This is a genomic window from Bacillus sp. FJAT-22090 (genome assembly GCF_001278755.1).
Lineage (GTDB): Bacteria > Bacillota > Bacilli > Bacillales_A > Planococcaceae > Psychrobacillus.
Map to the genome: position 1 here is coordinate 195,757 of NZ_CP012601.1, position 18,350 is coordinate 214,106.

Here is an 18,350-nt window from a genome sequence, read left to right on the forward strand (position 1 = left end):
AGATGTTTAAGAAAAAAAATAATAGAAATCAGAACAAAAGGAAATTGGTAATCTCTACAAACCCAAAATCAATTGTTGCGGAACAATTTCGTACAGTTCGTGCAAACATTAAATTTGCAATGAAGGGAAAGGAATTCAAGACACTATTGTTCACTTCAGCATCCGTTGGAGAAGGAAAGTCTACAGTAGCAGCAAATGTTGCTATTTCTTTTGCACAAGAAGGTTTAAAAGTGCTTCTTATTGATGCGGATTTAAGAAAACCGACTTTACATTATACATTTAGCATTTTAATTTCCCCTGGTTTTACTAATTTTCTAATGAGTAATTGGAAACTTGAAGATGTTATACGTGAATCAGAAATTAAAGGATTACATTTAATAACTAGTGGACCAATACCATCAAATCCTTCAGAGCTTCTAGGGTCCGATTTAATATATGACTTATGGAAAAAGATTAAAAGTAGATATGACATCGTTATATTCGATGCTCCCCCAATTCTATCGGTTGCAGATGCACAAATTCTTTCAGAAAAATGTGATGCAACTATACTTGTAGTTGATTCTGGTAAAACAGAGAAAAAAAATATTTTAAAAGCAAAGGAAGTTTTAGAAGCATCTAAAGCAAACACAATTGGTGTGATATTAAATAACTTTATACTAGAGAAGGATCATTACTATTATGAATATTACGGGTGAGTTAATGTAACTTGGAAGGTAGGAAATAAATGAAAATTGCTTTTGTTAATGACGGGAAATCGTACCTACCAGAGGTAAGGGCTTACGTTGATTTTTTGAATAAACAAAATGGATTCAGTGCTATTGAGGTTAAAAAACATCAAAAAGAATTAATAAAAGATTGCGATATTATTTGGAGATTCATGGGATTAGATTTAAAAAAAAATAATAATAATCAATTTCAAATACATGAATATGTTTCCCTATCAGTAGGCAATTTTGCAAAGCAAAAGGATTTTTTTAAAAGGTATTTAAATAGTAAACCGTCTGGAAGAGTATTTTTGAATGAAAAGCTGTTAAAAAAAATGAATTTTAATGATAATATACCTTCTCTAAAAAGAGATATGGGAATATCTGAAGGTTTTTATACAATTAAACAAAAGAAAGAATATGATTTTGTTTATCTAGGGGACATAAGTCAAACAAGAAATATAGGGTCGTTATTAAATTATTTTAAAACAATAAATAAGGGACAATCTATCCTATTAATAGGTTCTGTAAATGAAGAAATATATAAAGAGTTTCATAATGCTGATAATATCGTTTTTACAGGAAAAGTAAATTATGAAGAGGTTCCAAATTTAGCTTCTAAAGCAGTTTATGGTATTAATTACGTGCCTAACATTTTTCCTTTCAATATTCAGACATCCACTAAACTTTTAGAATACTGTGCATTAGGTATGAAAATAATTACTACAGATTATAAATGGGTAAATGAATTTGAAAATAGTAGGGGAGGAAAGTTTTTAAAAATCGATGAGGATTTAAAAAATCTAACAAAGAAAAGAATAGAAGAGTTTGAATTTAAAACACCAAACGTAGATGATCTAAAATGGGATAGTATCTTTAATCAAATTGGTCTTGTAAACTTTATTAACTTATCAATAAAGTCTACCTAGTAGTTAATAATATATAGCCGAAAGAGTGAGTAGATAACGATGTATATTTCAAAAAAAAGATTATCTTTAACTCTTATTATCATTACCACTTGCTTTGGAATGCTTAGCTATATTCAGCAAATCAATAATTCATTGGCTTACTTTATTATTATAGTAATAATGTTAACTTGTAGTGTTAACTTATTGGTAAATTTAAAAAAGCAAGAATTAATAAATCTTATAAATCATCAGTCCATTATTTGTATACATTTGATTGTAATAATTCTTATACAAATAATAAATGGATTAGAAGGTGAGGTATCTATAACAGACGCATTAAAAATTGCGCTATATCCTATAAGTTTTTTATATGCCTGTATTCTTGTCCCAAACTTTCTATTGAAAAATAACTATAAAGATATTTTTTTGAAATTCTTAATATACCCAGGAACTCTTTTAAGTATTCTAACATTAATAATATCATTAAAAGTATCTTTAACATATGGGGCTATTAATTTACCTAATTTACAGACAGCACAATTTTTTTATGTACATTCGTTTTTGGATTCAAATTATCAAGGAGCAGTTGTTGCTGTTAGTACAGTTTCTTGTATTTTTTATTTATTTCAAAAAAAAGAGAACAAGATTTTTTATAGTTCTATTTTGTTTGTTAATATAACTAATTTAATAGTCTTGGCATCGAGAGCATCACTTTTAGCAGTTGTTTTATGTTTTCTTTTAGCAATTATTTTATATGTTTCTAAAGAAAAAAAATATTTAATATTATTATCATTAGCAATAGGAAGCATAATATTTTTATATTTTAAAAAAACTATCGAAATTAGTCCATTATTTTATTATAACATTTTTGACGCTGAAAGAGGAAGTACAGGTAGACTTGAGATTTGGAATGAGATTTTACAAAAAAGCTCCAATAAACTATTAACTGGTTCAGGTAGTAATACAATAGAAATAAGTTCTCTTGGACCTTATGTAGATCTTTCCTCTTCACATAATTCCTTTATAGACTTTTTATCTATTAATGGACTTATAGCACTCTTAATATATGTAATAGTTATTATAAATGGTGTAAGGAAATCCATGTATTTTGCAAAGAATAATGCAATTTTTATTGTTTTGATCTGTATATTTATTCTTATGAATTTTACTACTCATAATCTTGGAGGTATTTCTTATGTTCCTCAAGTCTTTGGGATTCTTTTGGGTTTATCAATATTACCTGAAGAAGAAAATTAATATATTTAGTACTTAAATGTATATAGAATTGCTTCTAACAACAAATACAAAGTAGAGAAGGAAAAAAACTATAAAGAAGATAGCTGTTCTCTTAATGATTATAGCGGTTCTGTCCAAAATATCAGGTTTTATGCGTGATATTACGTTAACCTTTTTTTATGGAGCTACATCAATAAGTGATGCATACATTATCTCAATTACTATAACATCCGTATTGTTTAGTCTTATTATTGCTGGAATATCTACTGCATATATTCCTATGTTTAAACAAATTGAGCATGATTTAGATGTGAGATCCGCCAAATACTTCACAAATAATTTGATTAACATTCTATTACTTATTACTACAGGTATCATAATAAGTGGACTTTTATTTTCTAATGTGTTGGTCAAAATTTTTGCTTTAGGTTTTAACAAAGAAACTGTTAATACTGCAGTTTTATTTACCCGTATTGGATTAGTAGGTATATATTTCACTAGTCTTACACAAATCTTTATTGGTTACTTACAATTAAATAAGAAATTTGTCATACCAGCTCTCATAGGTTTACCTTTCAATCTAATCGTTATCCTCTCCATTTTTATAAGCGCCAAAACAAATATTATTATGTTAGCGATTGGTACCGTTCTAGCTGCTTTTATACAACTACTCTTCCTAATACCTTCTCTATATAAATCTAACTATCGCTATATGCCATTTATCTCTTTCAAGGATAAAAATATTAAGAAAATGGCAATAATTGCTTTTCCGATTATGATAGGTGTATCTATCGACCAAATTAACTTGATGGTAGATAAAACACTTGCTTCTACAATTATGGAAGGTGGAATATCAGCCTTATCTTATGCTAGTCGTTTAAATGATTTTGTCCAAGGAATATTTGTTTTTTCATTTGTAACAGTAATGTTTCCTCTTATTTCAAAACTGGCCGCAAATAATGAAATGGTTAAATTCAAGAATTCAATTAGTGAAGTTATTTCATCTGTAATACTCATTGTAGTACCAGCATGTTTTGGGTTAATGATTCTAGCTGAACCTCTTATTAGATTACTATTTGGTCGCGGTAATTTTGATGAGAATGCGATACATATGACTTCTGCTGCTATGTTTTACTATGCTGTAGGAATGTTGGGGTATGGAATTCGAGAAATAATTAATCGTTCATTCTATTCTCTTCAAGATATGAAAACCCCTATGTATAATGCTGCTTTATCTGTCTTATTGAATATTATATTAAATTTAATATTATCTAAATATATGGGAATTAGTGGTCTAGCACTTGCAACGAGTATTTCAGCGCTTTTTTGTTCATTTCTTTTAGTCATAAGCTTGAGAAAAAAGATTGGACCTTTTGGATTGAGAAGTAATCTAATTACTCTATTTAAGGTATTATTAGCCTCTAGCGGAATGGGAATAGTAATTTATGTTTTCAATGAATATATATTAATAGATTGGAATGTTTTTTCCAAAATATCGATATCCATACTTATAGGTTGCATCATTTATATTATCTTAATTACATTACTAAAAGTAGAAGAAACAAAGATTTTATATAGGTTTTTAAAAGGGAAATTCGGATGGTAAATATTGTGAATAAGAAAGGGGAGGTGGGAATAAAGATTGATAACAATTGAGAGAAAAATTTTAAATATAACTATTAAAACTTGTTTCTTTGTTAAGGAGCATCTCCAAAATGAACCGAGTGTCTCAATAATCGGCTATTCACATTCATTTATGCCCTTGAGTTCACTATCTAGTTATGAAACGCTTCACATTGACTTGATGAAAAGTGAAGATGAGCTAATGATGGGTATGAACCAAACAACAAGAAGGCAAGTTAGAAGAGCTGAAGAGAAGGCTTTTGAGCGAGTGGTAATTGAAAAGCCTACAAATAATGATTTATTAAAATTTCAAACTTTTTATAACAATTTTGCTAAAAATAAAAAAACGCATTCTTGCAATTTATATCATATGCAAACAATGAAATTGCTTCGTGATCAAAATGCTCTTTTAATTACTTATATTAAACAGGATGAGGAAATTTTATGTTACCGCATCTATATTATAGATGATAATGTTGCCATGAATTTATACTCAGCATCACTATTTCGAATGGCTGAAAGCGCAGAGACAAAAAAAATGATGGGTCAAGCAAATCGGTTATTAACTTGGAAGAGTATCCTATGGTTTAAAAATAAAGGTTACGACGTTTACGATTTTGGGGGATTAACGACTGATCAAAATATACGAAGATTTAAATTTGGGTTTGGAGGAGAAATTGTTCCTGTATATTTTGGATATCAAGCAAACTCATACGCTGGTTCAATTATATTAAAAATTAGAGATTTGAAATCAGTTATAAGCTCTATTAGGAATATAAATGTTTGGCCTATACTTTCAATTACATCTTTTCTATAACAGAAAATGGGGAATCGTGATGAAAATAGTTCAGTTAATCACACATTTAAATGAAATTGGTGGAGCTCAAGTACATGTTCGAGACCTTTCGCGTCGTCTATCAAAAGATCATACTGTTCACCTTATTCATGGTGGAGAAAGTACTGTATCTGATGACTTGAGGGTAGAAGGGGTTTTCTACATGCATAATCGATTTTTAATACGAGATATACATCTACTTAAAGACTTTTTAGCAATTGTGGAACTAAGAAAAATGTTGAAAAGAATAAAACCTGATATAGTTGCTATTCATTCTTCAAAGGCAGGGATTGTAGGAAGAATAGCTTGTTGGTCTGCACGAATTCCATGTGTGTTTACAGCACATGGTTGGGCTTTTTCAGAAGGTGTAGATTATAGAAAACAATATTTTTATCGAAAAGTAGAAAAGTGGGTTGGAAAATTATCGAAGCAAGTGATTACAGTCTGTGATCAAGACCGAAATCTTGCTCTTCGTCATGAAGTGTTGCAGCCAGAAAAAATTATTACGATTCATAATGGAGTAGTGGATACAAGAAATGGCATGTTAGAAAGAGATAACAGGGAAGAAGTAAGAATTATTATGGTTGCTCGTTTTGAAAAACCAAAGCAACAATTGGAGCTCATAAAGGCACTCTTGGTTGTGAAAGAATTAGACTGGCATATGATTTTTGTAGGAGATGGTCGTTTAAAACAAGCATCTGCGCAATTCGTACAGGAAAATAATTTAGGACATAAAGTTACCTTTCTAGGAAGTCATTCTAACGTGGATGAGCTTTTAAAAAATGCAGATATTTTTGTGCTTACTTCTGCTTGGGAGGGACTTCCATTAAGTATTTTGGAAGCAATGTCATTTGGACTCCCGATTATCGCTTCCAATGTTGGAGGGGTAAGTGAAGCAGTCAGAGACTCAGAAAATGGGTTTTTGATACAAAATAATTTAACTGAAATTCTTCCTTTATTAATAGAAGATAAATTACTTCGAAAGAAGATGGGTGAAAAGAGCAGAGAAATATACGAAGCAAGTTTTACTTTTGAAAAAATGTATGAAAAAACAATTTCTACGTATCTTAATCTACTTAAATTGGGGGAGAATGGTTGAAGGTATTAGTAACAGGAGCGGCGGGGTTTATTGGTTCTTATGTTGTAAGAGCATTAGTAAAAGAAAATTATTCTGTGATTGCTTTAGATAACTTATCTACAGGCAACGAGGGTAATTTAGTTGCAGATGTTCCATTTTACAAGATGGATATTACAAATAGTGAATTAGAAGCTGTTTTTCGAATTGAAAGACCAGACTATGTTATTCATTTAGCTGCTCAATCATCTGTATTAAATTCAATGATTAATCCTATGGATGACTGCCAAGCAAATTTGGTTGGTACACTTAATATTCTGCGATTATGTAAACAATTTGAAGTGAAAAAATGTATTTTCGCATCTACTGCAGCAGTTTATGGAAATCCAAGTATCTTACCAGTTACAGAGGAGAGTAAACTTGCGACTCTTTCTTTTTATGCTTTATCTAAACTTTCTGCAGAAAAATATGTTCAGTTATATGAAAATCTTTTTGGTTTAAAAAGCTGTATATTACGTTTTTCAAATGTGTATGGTCCTATGCAAGCAGGTGGAGTAATTACAAGCCTTCTTAATCGTCTATTAAATGGGGAAGATCCAGTTATTTTTGATGGTAATCAAACGAGAGATTTTATATATGTGAAAGATGTAGCAAAAGCTTGCTTACAATCATTAATAGTGGATAAGACAGGTATCTTTAATATTAGTTCTTCAACGGAAATATCCATACAACAATTATATGAGGAATTATCGAGGCTTACGGGAGTTGAGTCTAACCCTATTTACGAATCGATACGAGATGGAGAGATTGAAAGAAGTGTTCTTTCTAATGAAAAAGCTATAGCGTCCCTGAATTGGAGCCCAACATATAGTTTTGTTGATGGATTGGAAGAAACAATTACGCACTATGCCAATTTAAAACTTTCTTAGCACGAAAGGAGGATCACTTGGAGCTCATTCTAATTAAGTCGTATAAACATTTAAGTATATACGAAAAAGAATGGTCAGAAATCTTAGCAGATAATAAAAACACAAATCCATTTATAGAATATGAGTTTGTCTATAATTGGTGGAGGTTTTTAGGAGTGAATGAAGAGGTAGAAATATATGCAGTTAAAGAAAACAAAAAGGTTACTGCTTTTTTTCCATTCCAAATAAAAAGAAAATGGTTTGGCTCCCTAATACATTTCCTAGCATTAGGTGATGCTAATTATATGGACATTGTTGTTAGAAATAGAGATAAAGATAGGTTGATTATGTTTGTTTTTGATTCTCTTATTAAACAGAAGAAGCATATAGTTTTTAGTTTACACGGATTATTAGAAAGTTTAGGTACATCCGATAAATTATCAAATTATTTGAAAGCTAGAAGTATTAAGGAGAAATACCGTTCGATTGTAACTCCCTACATTGATTTACAAAACCTATCTTATGATGAATACATGAATTCAAGAAAAAAGTTACATGGATTAGATCGTAGGGAAAAAAAACTAAGGTTACTTGGTGAGGTTAGATTGGAAATTTCACCCGTCGCACAAATGGAACGAATATTCGATGTGCATAAAAAAAGATGGGAAAAGAAAAATGATACTAGCGGATTTTCAAGTGATAGAAAAAAGGCTTTTTTTCGATATTTAGCTGAGCAATCTAACGGAGAATTTGGTGTCCGACTAACATCATTATCATTAGAAGATGAAATTATTGCTTTTACTTATGGTTTTTCCTGTAGAGAAAGATATCTAGATTATGTGTTAGGTCATGATCCTGATTTTGATGTATATAGTCCAGGTAGAGTTTTAGTTAAAGAAAAAATTAAAAAGAGTATAACAGATGGTTTTCAGAAATTAGATATGAGTATTGGTTATGAACCATATAAATTTGATTGGAATACAGGTATTGATTATACTCGAAAAACAATTTTCTCAACGAATACTCTAAGAACTAAAATCTATCGAAACTTTTTATGGGCAAAAGAATATTTTATTTCTAACATAAGAAAACATTATTCACTTGTATCTTTTAGAAGAAATACTTTAGGAAAGATACAGTATTATTTACGAAATGAAGAAAAAGTTAATAGAAAAATATATACCTGGTATAAAAAAGTTCAACCATTAGTATATGAAAGAAAACAATATTACATCGCTCAATTATCAGACCTTAAAATAGAGATGAATTGTAACTTTCAAAATATATCTTCGGAATCAGTATTAAATATTTCAGGTAACAGGAATGAAATATTACAAAAAATCTTTAACGGTTATAAAGGGTACTATAATACAGAAATTCAAAAAGCTTTTTGGATCAATGAAAATCTAATACGATTAGATGATATGGAAATAGTTATCAACTTAAAGAAAAAAAGTGTTTATATTAGGGATTGGGAAAATGAAGATTTAGAAAAAATAATTTCATTCGTACAAATAAAATACCATCCACAACATATATTCATCCATATTAACAAGTATGATAAGGGAAAAGTTGAAAAACTTAAATCTATCGGTTTTCAGTTTACAGAAATGTTTTCGTACTCAAGAATATTTGGGAAGAGAAAAATAAAAGCGGTAGAATTAATTTAAAAAGAAGGTGCCCTTATTATCCTTTTAGAGAGAAAGTTTCTAAATATAAAAATGAATACTTATTACTTTTTAAAAGAGTTGAATTTAAATGAAAATATATCAGATATACAAGGGTTTTCACATTCTATAATTCCGAAAAAACCTCTAAAAAGAATTGAAACAGTTCATATTAATTTAACAAAAAGTGAAGAAGAGTTACACCAACAACTTCACCGTTCTAATAAAAAACAAATCAAAAAAGCTTCAACTAAATTATTAACAATAGAGGTAATAGACAAACCTAGATATGAAGATATCCGCACATTTCAAAAGTTTTATAATCAATTTGCTAAAAATAAAAACACATATCCTTGTAACTACTTTCATGTCCATACAATGAATATGTTAATAGATAAGCATGCCCTTGTTATAACTAGAATCTTAAATGAAGAAAGTGAAATTCTTTGTTACCGTGTATATATTACAGATGGAGAAACAGCTTTTTCTCTTTACTCAGCATCTTTCTTCAACCATAAAGAAAAATCGGAGAAAAAAAGATTATTAAGTGAAGCGAATAGGTATTTACTCTGGCAAAATATACTTTACTTCAAAAAACATAACCATAAAATATATGATATGGGTGGACTAACTGACAATGAAAATATACGTAAATTTAAAATGGAATTTGGTGGAGAAATCACTGATGTATATTCAGGGTATGAAGCGAAATCAAAAGTAGGCCAATTTGTTCTATGGTTACGGTCAAAGAAAATGAGGAAAGGATGACATCCTGGGAGCACTTGTTATTTCACTAGATTTTGAATTGAACTGGGGAGTACATGATGTTTTTACTCTTGAGGAATATGGTGAAAATATACTTGGGGCTAGACGAGCTATCCCTCGGATTCTACAGCTTTTTTTAAAGTATGATATTCATGCAACTTGGGCTATCGTTGGTATGTTATATTGCAAAAACAAAAAGGAACTGTTAGACAGGTTAGAGCAGCTAAATATTACTTATGTAAATGAGTCATTTTCTCCTAAATATAATCTCCCAAACGTAGGAGAAAATGAAACCCAAGATCCCTATCATTTTGGTTCATCTTTAATTGATATTATTAAAACAATTCCGAATCAAGAAATCGGCACTCATACATTTTCTCATTATTATTGTTTGGAAGAAGGTCAAACTATTGAACAATTTGAGGCTGATCTTAAAGAGGTTGTTAGTCTTAATCAAAATGCTGCATCCTTAGTGTTACCACGAAACCAAACGAATATGGATTATTTGAAGATGAGTAATAAATATGGAATTACTGCTTTTAGGGGGACTGAGGATAGTTGGATTTATAGACCGTATACTAGTAAAACAAATACGAAAATAAAACGAATCCTTCGGTTAGTTGATTCCTATGTGAATTTGACAGGTCATCATACGTATTCATTTGCAGATATACAAACAGAACTACTGATAAATATTAAATCCAGTAGGTTCTTAAGGCCATATAGTAAACGATTAAAAGTTGTCGAGGGATTACGTTTGAGGCGTATCAAAAATGGATTGACCAAAGCTGCCAAGTCTAATGAAATATATCATTTATGGTGGCATCCACATAATTTTGGAAAGAATACCGAAGAAAATTTACTGTTTCTTGAAGAAATCTTAAAGCATGTGGAGTATTTAAAGACCAAGTATAATTTTCAGAGTATGCATATGCGAGATGTTGTGGATGTTATAAAAATTATTTCATAAAAAAACGAAGGAAATCAAAGCCTTCGTTTTTTTATTTTACCCCACACTTCCTGTCTAATTGTACAATCCCAGCATCATCATTTGGTTTTCCTGTAACTAAATCTTTTAGTATCTGTGAACCAAGCATGCTATACACCGTCCCATTTCCTCCGTATCCAAGTAAGTAATAATGTTTTGCTTTTGTGGGATGTTCCCCGATGAATGGTAGATTATCGATGGATTCTCCAAAGCTTGCTGCATACGCATAGTCGATTTCAAGATTGTATTGTGGAAACAGTTCTTTCGCCTTTTCCAATAAGTTCTCCGCACGTTGTTGAATTATTTCCTGAGAATGGGGGGCATCTGGTTGATCTTCATCTAGCCCACCGACAATTAATCTATTATCTATCGTAGAACGTATATATAAGTAAGGTCGTTTTGTTTCCCAAATAAGTGCCTGTTTGTACCAATCATTGAAGTTGTTGATTGGATTACTTACTAATACATAGGAACGATTTATGTTAGCGCCAATGCGTTTTCCAATTGGAACTGTTTCATATCCAGTAGTGAATATAATGTTTTTCGCTATAAAGGATTGTTCTGAAGTTCTAATATCTAACTGACCATCCGTTTCATAGACATCTTCAACCTCTACATATGGAAATAAATGTACACTCATTTCCTCTAATCTTTGTAGTAACCCTTGTACAAATTTTAATGGATTTATTTCCGCATCTTCCATCGTTACTAATGCTCCAGGTTTAGAGAAAGCTAACTTCTCGCGCATTTCATTTGGTCCAAAATAATCACTTGGAAATCCATATTTCTGTAAAGTTGTATATTCCGCTTTTATTTTTTCTACATCATTTTCATCACTAGCAAAGCAAATACTTGGCCGACGAATGAAATCACAATCTATATGTAATTCATTTACTATTTTGTCAAGTTCATCTACTGCTTCATAACAAAGCTTATAAAATTGAACTGCATCCTGTTCACCAATTTGTTCAATTAGTTCATGTAGCATTACATCATTTGAATATTGCAGTAGCCCTGTGTTTGCACTTGTGCTTCCAGTTCCAAATTTTCTTTTATCGAGTATAGCAACTGAAAGTCCTGCCTCTACCATTGCTAAAGCTGTTAAACTACCTGACATTCCTCCACCAACAATGACCACATCATAAAGTTCCAGTTTGTCAAAATTAGCACTAGGTTCAAATGGTTCTGTTGTAGATGGCCAATAAAGTGATCCATTATGTATTTTCATGTGTGAACCCCCAAATATTGATATCCATTCTAATACCCATAGTTTCGAAGATTCAATCACAAACATGTTATACTTAAAGTAATCTACTATAAAGGGTGTTTGACATGACAGAAGATAAACCACATGTATTAGTAATAGATGGTATGGCCTTGCTGTTTCGGTCTTTTTTTGCAACGGCAATGTCCGGTAATTTCTTTGAAAATTCTAAAGGCATTCCTACAAATGCAGTCCAAGGCTTTGCAAGACATGTATTAGCTGCACAAAATTTAATGCAACCAACCCATCTTGCTATTTGCTGGGATAAAGGTATGCAAACTTTTCGTAATGAGCTATATGATGGGTATAAAGCGAACCGTCCAAAGCCAGCAGAAGAATTAATACCACAATTTGATATGGCACAGGATTTGTCTGCACATTTAGGATGGATGAACTTTGGTATAGTTGGGATGGAGGCAGACGATACGATTGCTTCTATTACACATAAATGGCAAGATGAAGCTCGATTTACGATTGTAAGTGGAGATAAGGATTTACTTCAGCTTCTTCATCCTTCTACGGAGATTGCGTTTACGAAAAAGGGATTTACGATTTATGATGTTTATAGTGAGGCTCGCTTTTTAGAAGAATACGGTATTTCACCACTTCTTTTTCCGGATGTAAAAGCATTCATGGGAGATTCTAGCGATGGTTATGCTGGAGTGAAGGGGATTGGTCCTAAAACGGCATTACAATTGGTTCAAACATATGGGACCGTGGATAAAATTCTCGAGTCTCTTCATTTATTAAAAGCAGGGCATCGAACTAAAATAGAAACAGATTTAGAAATGCTTCAACTATCTAAAGAATTGGCAACAATTCGACGTGACGTTCCAATAGAAGCAGAACTGGATCAGCTGATTGTACAAACTATTTCAGACTCAAAATTGGATTACTTATATGATAATGGGTATACGATTTTAGCAAGACAACTCCAAAACCAACTTTAGGATTTTGGAGTTACTTGTACAAAAGTTAAAATAGGTGCATCATCCGAAAAGAGTATTTTACGGATTTGACTTGCTCGATGGCGACCTCCATTATCATGGATTATTAAAAATAATTCATCCTCTTTTAGTTCGTACCCAATAAGAGGTACCCAGTGATAAGCAAATGTAAATTTTCTTTTCCAGTGAAATGAAAAGTATTTATCAAATTTTAATGCAACAGGGCGTCCCTTTTTTAATTCTTCTAAAGCCGTTCCAAGTGTGCACTTATCCACCTTCCAATCGGGTCCAAGTAGTTTACGCAAATTACGTACAAAACGGTGTGTAAACAATCCGATACGAGTGCCGCCCAATCTTTCATAAAGCTCGTTAGGCTGATAGGGACATGCATTTGGAAAAAGATAGTTTAATAGAACATATGCTGTGACAGGTCCACAAGCGGAAGCCTGAAAGTTTGTTTGGATGGACGAATCATATTGAGAATGCCCTTGTACAGGCAATTGTATTTTCATATGGAACCTCCAAATTACAAAATAGAATAAATAAAAGTTCTTCCTTAAAAAGGAAGAGCTTTTCATACTGTAGACACACTCGAATTTAATTTTTATAGTAAAGACCGGTTTTCCGAAGCTTACCACTCGCTTTCCGCGGGCGAGCGCCGAGCCGCTCGTCGCTGCGCTCCTGCAGGGTCTCGTCTGTCTCGCTTTTCCCGCAGGAGTCGAGCGGACGCTCCTCCAAACCAATAAAATGCTTCCTTATTATTTTCTAAACACTCAGGAATAATAACCTTGAGGAAATAGAAAATGATGACAAGAAATCAAAATAATGAAGCAGACCTATTTGCAACAGCCTTTTGTCTTCAATCGAAAAGTTCTTCCTTTAAATAGGAAGAGCTTTTTTATTTAATTTAATCTTCCTTCTAGTTATTTGCAACAGAAACAGTATATAAGAAAAGTATTGTTAAAATAATTTGACTATTTTATAATAAAACCGACTGAGTAGTTTATTTACATTTAAAGGGGGTAAAGGTTTGATTCGACGTATAATAACGAAGGATTTTGAAGGTGCAGCTAATCTTGTTGCACTTGCATATCCAGGCATGCATATACAAACGCAAGAAAGTAAACAGGCATTTATGGACCGTTTAAAAAAAGAAGATGAGGAACAAAATGGTATTCAATATTTTGGCTATTTTAATGAAGTAGAAGAACTTATTGGGTTATATCGCTTAAATGAATTTGAATGCAATATAAATGGTAAATTTCAACGAATATTTGGTATAGGGATGGTTGCTGTTCATCTGCTTCATAAGAAAGAGAAAATCGCTTTTAAGCTGCTTTCTCATTTCCATGATTATGCAAGGCAGGAAAATGTATCGCTCGTATCACTTTATCCCTTTAATCCTAGTTTTTATCGGAAGATGGGCTACGGATATGGCCCGATGAAGTATGAATTTAAGATTAAACCACATGGGGTTGTTAGTGACGGGGAAAAAGGACTGGTACAGTTTTTATCTCCGAACGATGAAGAAGCAATCGTATCATTATATAATGACTATGCTCAAAAGCATCATGGGATGATCAAAAGAACATGGAATGAGCGGCTACGAATAAGAAATGCAGTGACCAATTATGTAGGTGTTAAAGAAAAGGCACAACTAATTGGTGCATTAGCATTCTCGTTAGAACCAGTAAAGGATAGTCACTTCTTACATCAACAGTTAATCGTGCATGAATGGACTTGGTCCAATCCAAGTGGATATAAGCAATTAGCTGCTTGGTTGCAATCTCAACAAGATCAAGTGGATCGTATAGTTTTTCGTACGAATGATCCGTCCTTTTTGTATGCACTTACCAATCCTTTAAACGGTTCCAATCATTTAATACCTAGCGCAAACCATGAAGTTGCAACAACTGGATCAGGATTGATGTATCGGGTTTGTAATATTATTTCATTCGTTCATACGACAAATTTTCATAATCTTAAAAGACCGGAAGAGTTTACTAGAATATTAATAAAGTTGGAAGACTCTTTTGTAAAAGAACAGAATGGGTTATATGAAGTCGTTTATAATGGAGACTTTTGGAATGCCATCAAGCTAGAAAATTCGAATGAAAAAGCAAACATTTCGATTGGTATTCATGATTTAAGCTCTTGGTGGATGGGGTGTGTTTCGATTGAAGCGCTTCAAAATTATGGGGAAGTTACTTTATATAATGTAGAGGCAAAAGCACTAGATGAGTGGTTTTCATCTAGAATTAGCCCAATTTGCTTTACATCGTTTTAAAAGGGAAGTGTTCACTTTGACACCAAAAGTATCGGAAGAATACAAGGAAGAGAAGAAAAAAGAAATAATTCAGGCTGCAGCAACTGTTTTTGGTGAAAATGGTTTTTACTCTACGACGATGGATGATTTAGTGAAAGCTTCTGGGAGGAGTAAAGGTGCAATTTATCATTACTTCAAAAGTAAGGAGGAAGTATACGATCATATGCTTCAACAACAAGTAGAACAGACTATTTCTGTTTTAGCAGATAAGTTCTCACATGTTCATTCCTCCATAGAAAAGATGGAGGTGCTTTTCGATTTATACACGTCCAAAGAGTGGTTGAAAGAACCAAAATTAAATAGCGTAAGAAACCAATTAGAGCACTGGATTGCTGGAAGTAGAGAAGTAGATCGAATGAAATACGAGAGACATAGTGAAATTTTTTATGACCTTATCAGTACTATTTTAATAGAAGGTCAAAATAACGGAGAGGTTTCAAGAGAACTCAATGCATTACAGGCGGCTAAACTATTTTGGAGTATGATTGATGGCATGCTTTTACATGCATCAGTCTTACCTTCCTTTTCTTATTTGCAAATTGTGAGAACGGCAAAAGAGATGTATATAGCATTTCTACAAAGGGGAGCTTAGGATGATTACGTTTAAAACAATGGAAAATTTATCTTTTAAGCAAGCACATGAACTTTTTATTAATGGATTTGAAGGTTATTTTATACCGATGAAGATTTCACTTGATGCTTTTGTGATCCGTATGGGAAATGAAGGTCTCTCTCCAGAACTATCCATTGTAATGTACGATGCAGATCATCCAATAGGTTTTGTATTACAGGGGATAAGAGAGGTAGAAGGTCAAAAAATAGCATGGAATGGTGGAACAGGAATCATTCCTGCATATAGAGGGAAAAAACTTGGGACTGTTCTGATGGAAAAAGCGCTTGATTTACTAAAACAACAAAATGTGTCTGTCGCTACTTTAGAAGCGTTGTCTGTAAATAAACCTGCGATAAAGTTGTATGAAAATGTCGGCTATGAAGTAATCGACACATTACACTTTTTGGAATCGGAAGGCGAGCTTCCTTATAAGGAAGATTTAGTGAATGAATTTACTATTAAGCGAATTCCTGCATTACAAGCCGCGCACGGAGATATTTTTCCTACACAAATCCCATGGCAGGTGGATCCTTCCATAACCCCTAAAATAGGGGGAGAGGCTGTCATTGCAACAAAAAATGGTGAGATATATGCAGCTTGCCTTATAAGAAAAAAACAACAATATGGATCTGAACCAGAAGGTGTCACCTTATTTCAAACGGTTATGAAAAAGGAAAGTGAGGAAGGGGAGCGAGCACTCCAATTAGTATTGCAGGAGGGGCTTGATTTCAAGCAACCACTTAAAAGAACAACTTATAATTTATTGGATTTGAATCATAAGACGATTTCTTTCTTACAAAGGAATGGATTCAAAAATACAGAGGTATCCCAAGTTTTTATGGTTAATAATTTAATGTAAGCAAAAACAGCAGCTATAATTTCTATAGTTGCTTTTTTACTTCACTTCATAAATAGAAGCTATTGTTTGGTTTGTTTCGCTTAAGAGGCGATTCAATGCAGCGCGGAAGCTTTTATATGTTTCGATTTCCACATGAATGCTTGCGTGAACAATTTCTCGAATGAATCTAGGATTGAAGCCTACGTAAATGGCACGAACACCCATAAGTCGTAGAGAACTATTTAATCGAGAAATCGAAATTGCAAGCTCATTGTAGTCAAATGATTCCACATCTTCTAATCTAACTCCTGTGAAGTCAAAAACAACATTTTCAATGTCTCTATTTTCTCCGATATACATTAGGGTTTGTGTTTCAATATTAACGAAACGTTCCGGAAACATATACCCTACAATTGGTATCATGATTGTTTTAGGAACAATAGAGGGAATAATAGGTGTAGACATTGTTTGAATTATTTGTTCGTAATATGCAATTTTATCTTTTAATTGTTGGATTTCTACCTCTTGTGACATACTGACACCTCTACTTTTTTCCATTATACGAATAAGACCGAGATTAATCAAATGAATACTAGCAAAATGATAGGTAAATAGATATGTATGATAATTTGAATGAAGCGTTTAATGAAAAGGCTCTGTTCAGAATGAAGCGGGAGCTACAGAGGAGGCTTGTCGCTTGCCCGCGGAAAGCGAATGCCAAAGCGATAAACTCTCTTAGTGACTATTTGATAGATGATTTTTCAGAATGACACTTTTTCAGAGCCCTCCATGAATGGCCGTATGAGACTGTGGAGGCGTTCGCATTCAACGGCTCATGCGGTCTTGCGGCCATCGTGAAGGCAATTATATTGGGAGAATCCTACATGAGAGGATTTTATCAACAGCTAAGTTTAACTAGTTGAGTTAATTTTTCATAATTGCTTCTAGTAACTAAAGACACGAATATTCGGATAGAATTAGGTTATATAGAGTTCTTTTACGTTGATTGTAGCGGAAAGCGTCCGCCTGAAGCGGAAATCCACTTTCTGGATTTCAATATTTAGTTTTTTATTATGAAATTAACTCAGTTAATAATAAAAAAGGGTAAAAAGTAATGAAAAAGCCCTTAGGAGTTAGAACTCGAAAGGGCTAAATGATTATTAGTTTTGTGCATCTAAAAATTCTGTTACTTGCTCAGGAGATTTTGCATTTGCACTATGTAAGTGTGCTTTTTTCTCTCCATTTTGATAAATAAGTAAGCTTGGAATACCCATTACTTCATATTTTTCAGCAATTTCAGGAAGTTCGTCTCGGTTCACTTCATACCAAGTATATTGATTGTACTTTTCCACGATTGGGTCTATGAACATTTCCATACGACGGCAATCAGGGCACCAACCAGCTTCGAATTTTACTAGTACTTCATTGTCTCCAGAAATAATTTCATTGAATTGTTCTGCTGTTGTAATTTTATTCATAATATATACCTCCGACGAGTTTTTTGTCTTCTTAAAGGGCAATAGGCTCTTTAAAATTAGCGTCATACACTTTTCTTAAATAGTGTACACTGTTTCGGAATGACTAGAAAGAAAATTGCTCTAAACACATCATTTTATTATTGCGAAAATTTAAATATTGTTCTAAACTAATAGA

General features: G+C 32.4%; 18 protein-coding genes. 14 read left to right on the forward strand and 4 right to left on the reverse strand.

Going from position 1 to position 18,350, the window contains the following annotated elements:
* Positions 1 to 2 precede the first annotated feature (2 nt).
* From AM499_RS01015 to AM499_RS01060, 10 genes are all read left to right on the forward strand, one after another.
* Positions 3 to 695: a CpsD/CapB family tyrosine-protein kinase gene (locus AM499_RS01015; protein WP_053588464.1), complete on the forward strand. Its 693-nt coding sequence runs from the start codon at positions 3 to 5 to the stop codon at positions 693 to 695.
* A gap of 29 nt (positions 696 to 724) precedes the next feature.
* Positions 725 to 1,633: a glycosyltransferase family protein gene (locus tag AM499_RS01020; protein WP_053588465.1), complete on the forward strand. Its 909-nt coding sequence runs from the start codon at positions 725 to 727 to the stop codon at positions 1,631 to 1,633.
* 39 nt (positions 1,634 to 1,672) lie between these two features.
* A complete protein-coding gene (locus AM499_RS01025; RefSeq protein WP_053588466.1) occupies positions 1,673 to 2,869 on the forward strand; it encodes an O-antigen ligase family protein in 1,197 nt (398 codons plus the stop codon).
* 79 nt (positions 2,870 to 2,948) lie between these two features.
* Positions 2,949 to 4,454: a murein biosynthesis integral membrane protein MurJ gene (gene murJ, locus AM499_RS01030; protein ID WP_269432440.1), complete on the forward strand. Its 1,506-nt coding sequence runs from the start codon at positions 2,949 to 2,951 to the stop codon at positions 4,452 to 4,454.
* Positions 4,455 to 4,490: 36 nt separating this feature from the next.
* Complete coding sequence (locus AM499_RS01035) at positions 4,491 to 5,288, forward strand: hypothetical protein (RefSeq protein WP_053588468.1); 798 nt, start codon at positions 4,491 to 4,493, stop codon at positions 5,286 to 5,288.
* A gap of 19 nt (positions 5,289 to 5,307) precedes the next feature.
* Entirely contained in the window at positions 5,308 to 6,405 is a 1,098-nt protein-coding gene (locus AM499_RS01040; RefSeq protein WP_053588469.1) for a glycosyltransferase family 4 protein, read from the forward strand.
* The gene (locus AM499_RS01045) at positions 6,402 to 7,310 is read left to right on the forward strand and encodes an NAD-dependent epimerase/dehydratase family protein (protein WP_053588470.1); all 909 of its coding nucleotides are present in this window, start codon (positions 6,402 to 6,404) and stop codon (positions 7,308 to 7,310) included. Before AM499_RS01040 ends, AM499_RS01045 begins: the two co-directional genes overlap by 4 nt.
* 17 nt (positions 7,311 to 7,327) lie before the next feature.
* Positions 7,328 to 8,959: a GNAT family N-acetyltransferase gene (locus AM499_RS01050; RefSeq protein ID WP_053588471.1), complete on the forward strand. Its 1,632-nt coding sequence runs from the start codon at positions 7,328 to 7,330 to the stop codon at positions 8,957 to 8,959.
* A 51-nt stretch (positions 8,960 to 9,010) separates the two neighbouring features.
* Positions 9,011 to 9,724 carry a hypothetical protein gene (locus tag AM499_RS01055; protein ID WP_053588472.1) on the forward strand — a complete coding sequence of 238 codons (714 nt, stop codon included), beginning with the start codon at positions 9,011 to 9,013 and terminating at the stop codon, positions 9,722 to 9,724.
* A 37-nt stretch (positions 9,725 to 9,761) separates the two neighbouring features.
* Complete coding sequence (locus AM499_RS01060) at positions 9,762 to 10,691, forward strand: polysaccharide deacetylase family protein (protein ID WP_231687514.1); 930 nt, start codon at positions 9,762 to 9,764, stop codon at positions 10,689 to 10,691.
* Positions 10,692 to 10,722: 31 nt separating this feature from the next.
* On the opposite strand, the gene AM499_RS01065 is transcribed toward AM499_RS01060, so the two are convergent.
* Positions 10,723 to 11,937 (reverse strand): NAD(P)/FAD-dependent oxidoreductase, encoded by a 1,215-nt coding sequence (locus tag AM499_RS01065; RefSeq protein ID WP_053588474.1) that lies wholly within the window; start codon positions 11,935 to 11,937, stop codon positions 10,723 to 10,725.
* A gap of 104 nt (positions 11,938 to 12,041) precedes the next feature.
* Here AM499_RS01065 and AM499_RS01070 point away from each other — a divergent pair, with 104 nt between their 5' ends.
* Positions 12,042 to 12,923 carry a 5'-3' exonuclease gene (locus AM499_RS01070; protein WP_053588475.1) on the forward strand — a complete coding sequence of 294 codons (882 nt, stop codon included), beginning with the start codon at positions 12,042 to 12,044 and terminating at the stop codon, positions 12,921 to 12,923.
* Here the strand turns inward: AM499_RS01070 and AM499_RS01075 are convergent.
* A complete protein-coding gene (locus AM499_RS01075) occupies positions 12,920 to 13,432 on the reverse strand; it encodes a C39 family peptidase (protein WP_053588476.1) in 513 nt (170 codons plus the stop codon). The two genes, AM499_RS01070 and AM499_RS01075, sit on opposite strands and share 4 nt — an antisense overlap.
* Positions 13,433 to 13,950: 518 nt before the next feature.
* On the opposite strand from AM499_RS01075, the gene AM499_RS01080 reads away from it, so the two are divergent.
* The 3 genes from AM499_RS01080 to AM499_RS01090 are packed head-to-tail and all read left to right on the forward strand — an operon-like array spanning position 13,951 to position 16,718.
* Positions 13,951 to 15,207, forward strand: a complete 1,257-nt coding sequence (locus AM499_RS01080) for a GNAT family N-acetyltransferase (protein WP_053588477.1) — start codon at positions 13,951 to 13,953, stop codon at positions 15,205 to 15,207.
* Positions 15,208 to 15,223: 16 nt separating this feature from the next.
* Complete coding sequence (locus AM499_RS01085; protein ID WP_197275585.1) at positions 15,224 to 15,838, forward strand: TetR/AcrR family transcriptional regulator; 615 nt, start codon at positions 15,224 to 15,226, stop codon at positions 15,836 to 15,838.
* Between the two features lies 1 nt (position 15,839).
* Complete coding sequence (locus AM499_RS01090; RefSeq protein ID WP_053588479.1) at positions 15,840 to 16,718, forward strand: GNAT family N-acetyltransferase; 879 nt, start codon at positions 15,840 to 15,842, stop codon at positions 16,716 to 16,718.
* A 36-nt stretch (positions 16,719 to 16,754) separates the two neighbouring features.
* Here AM499_RS01090 and AM499_RS01095 read toward each other — a convergent pair whose 3' ends face one another.
* Complete coding sequence (locus AM499_RS01095) at positions 16,755 to 17,231, reverse strand: STAS domain-containing protein (protein ID WP_053588480.1); 477 nt, start codon at positions 17,229 to 17,231, stop codon at positions 16,755 to 16,757.
* A gap of 626 nt (positions 17,232 to 17,857) precedes the next feature.
* Positions 17,858 to 18,175, reverse strand: coding sequence for a thioredoxin family protein (locus AM499_RS01100; protein ID WP_053588481.1), 318 nt, complete (start codon positions 18,173 to 18,175; stop codon positions 17,858 to 17,860).
* Positions 18,176 to 18,350: the final 175 nt, after the last annotated feature.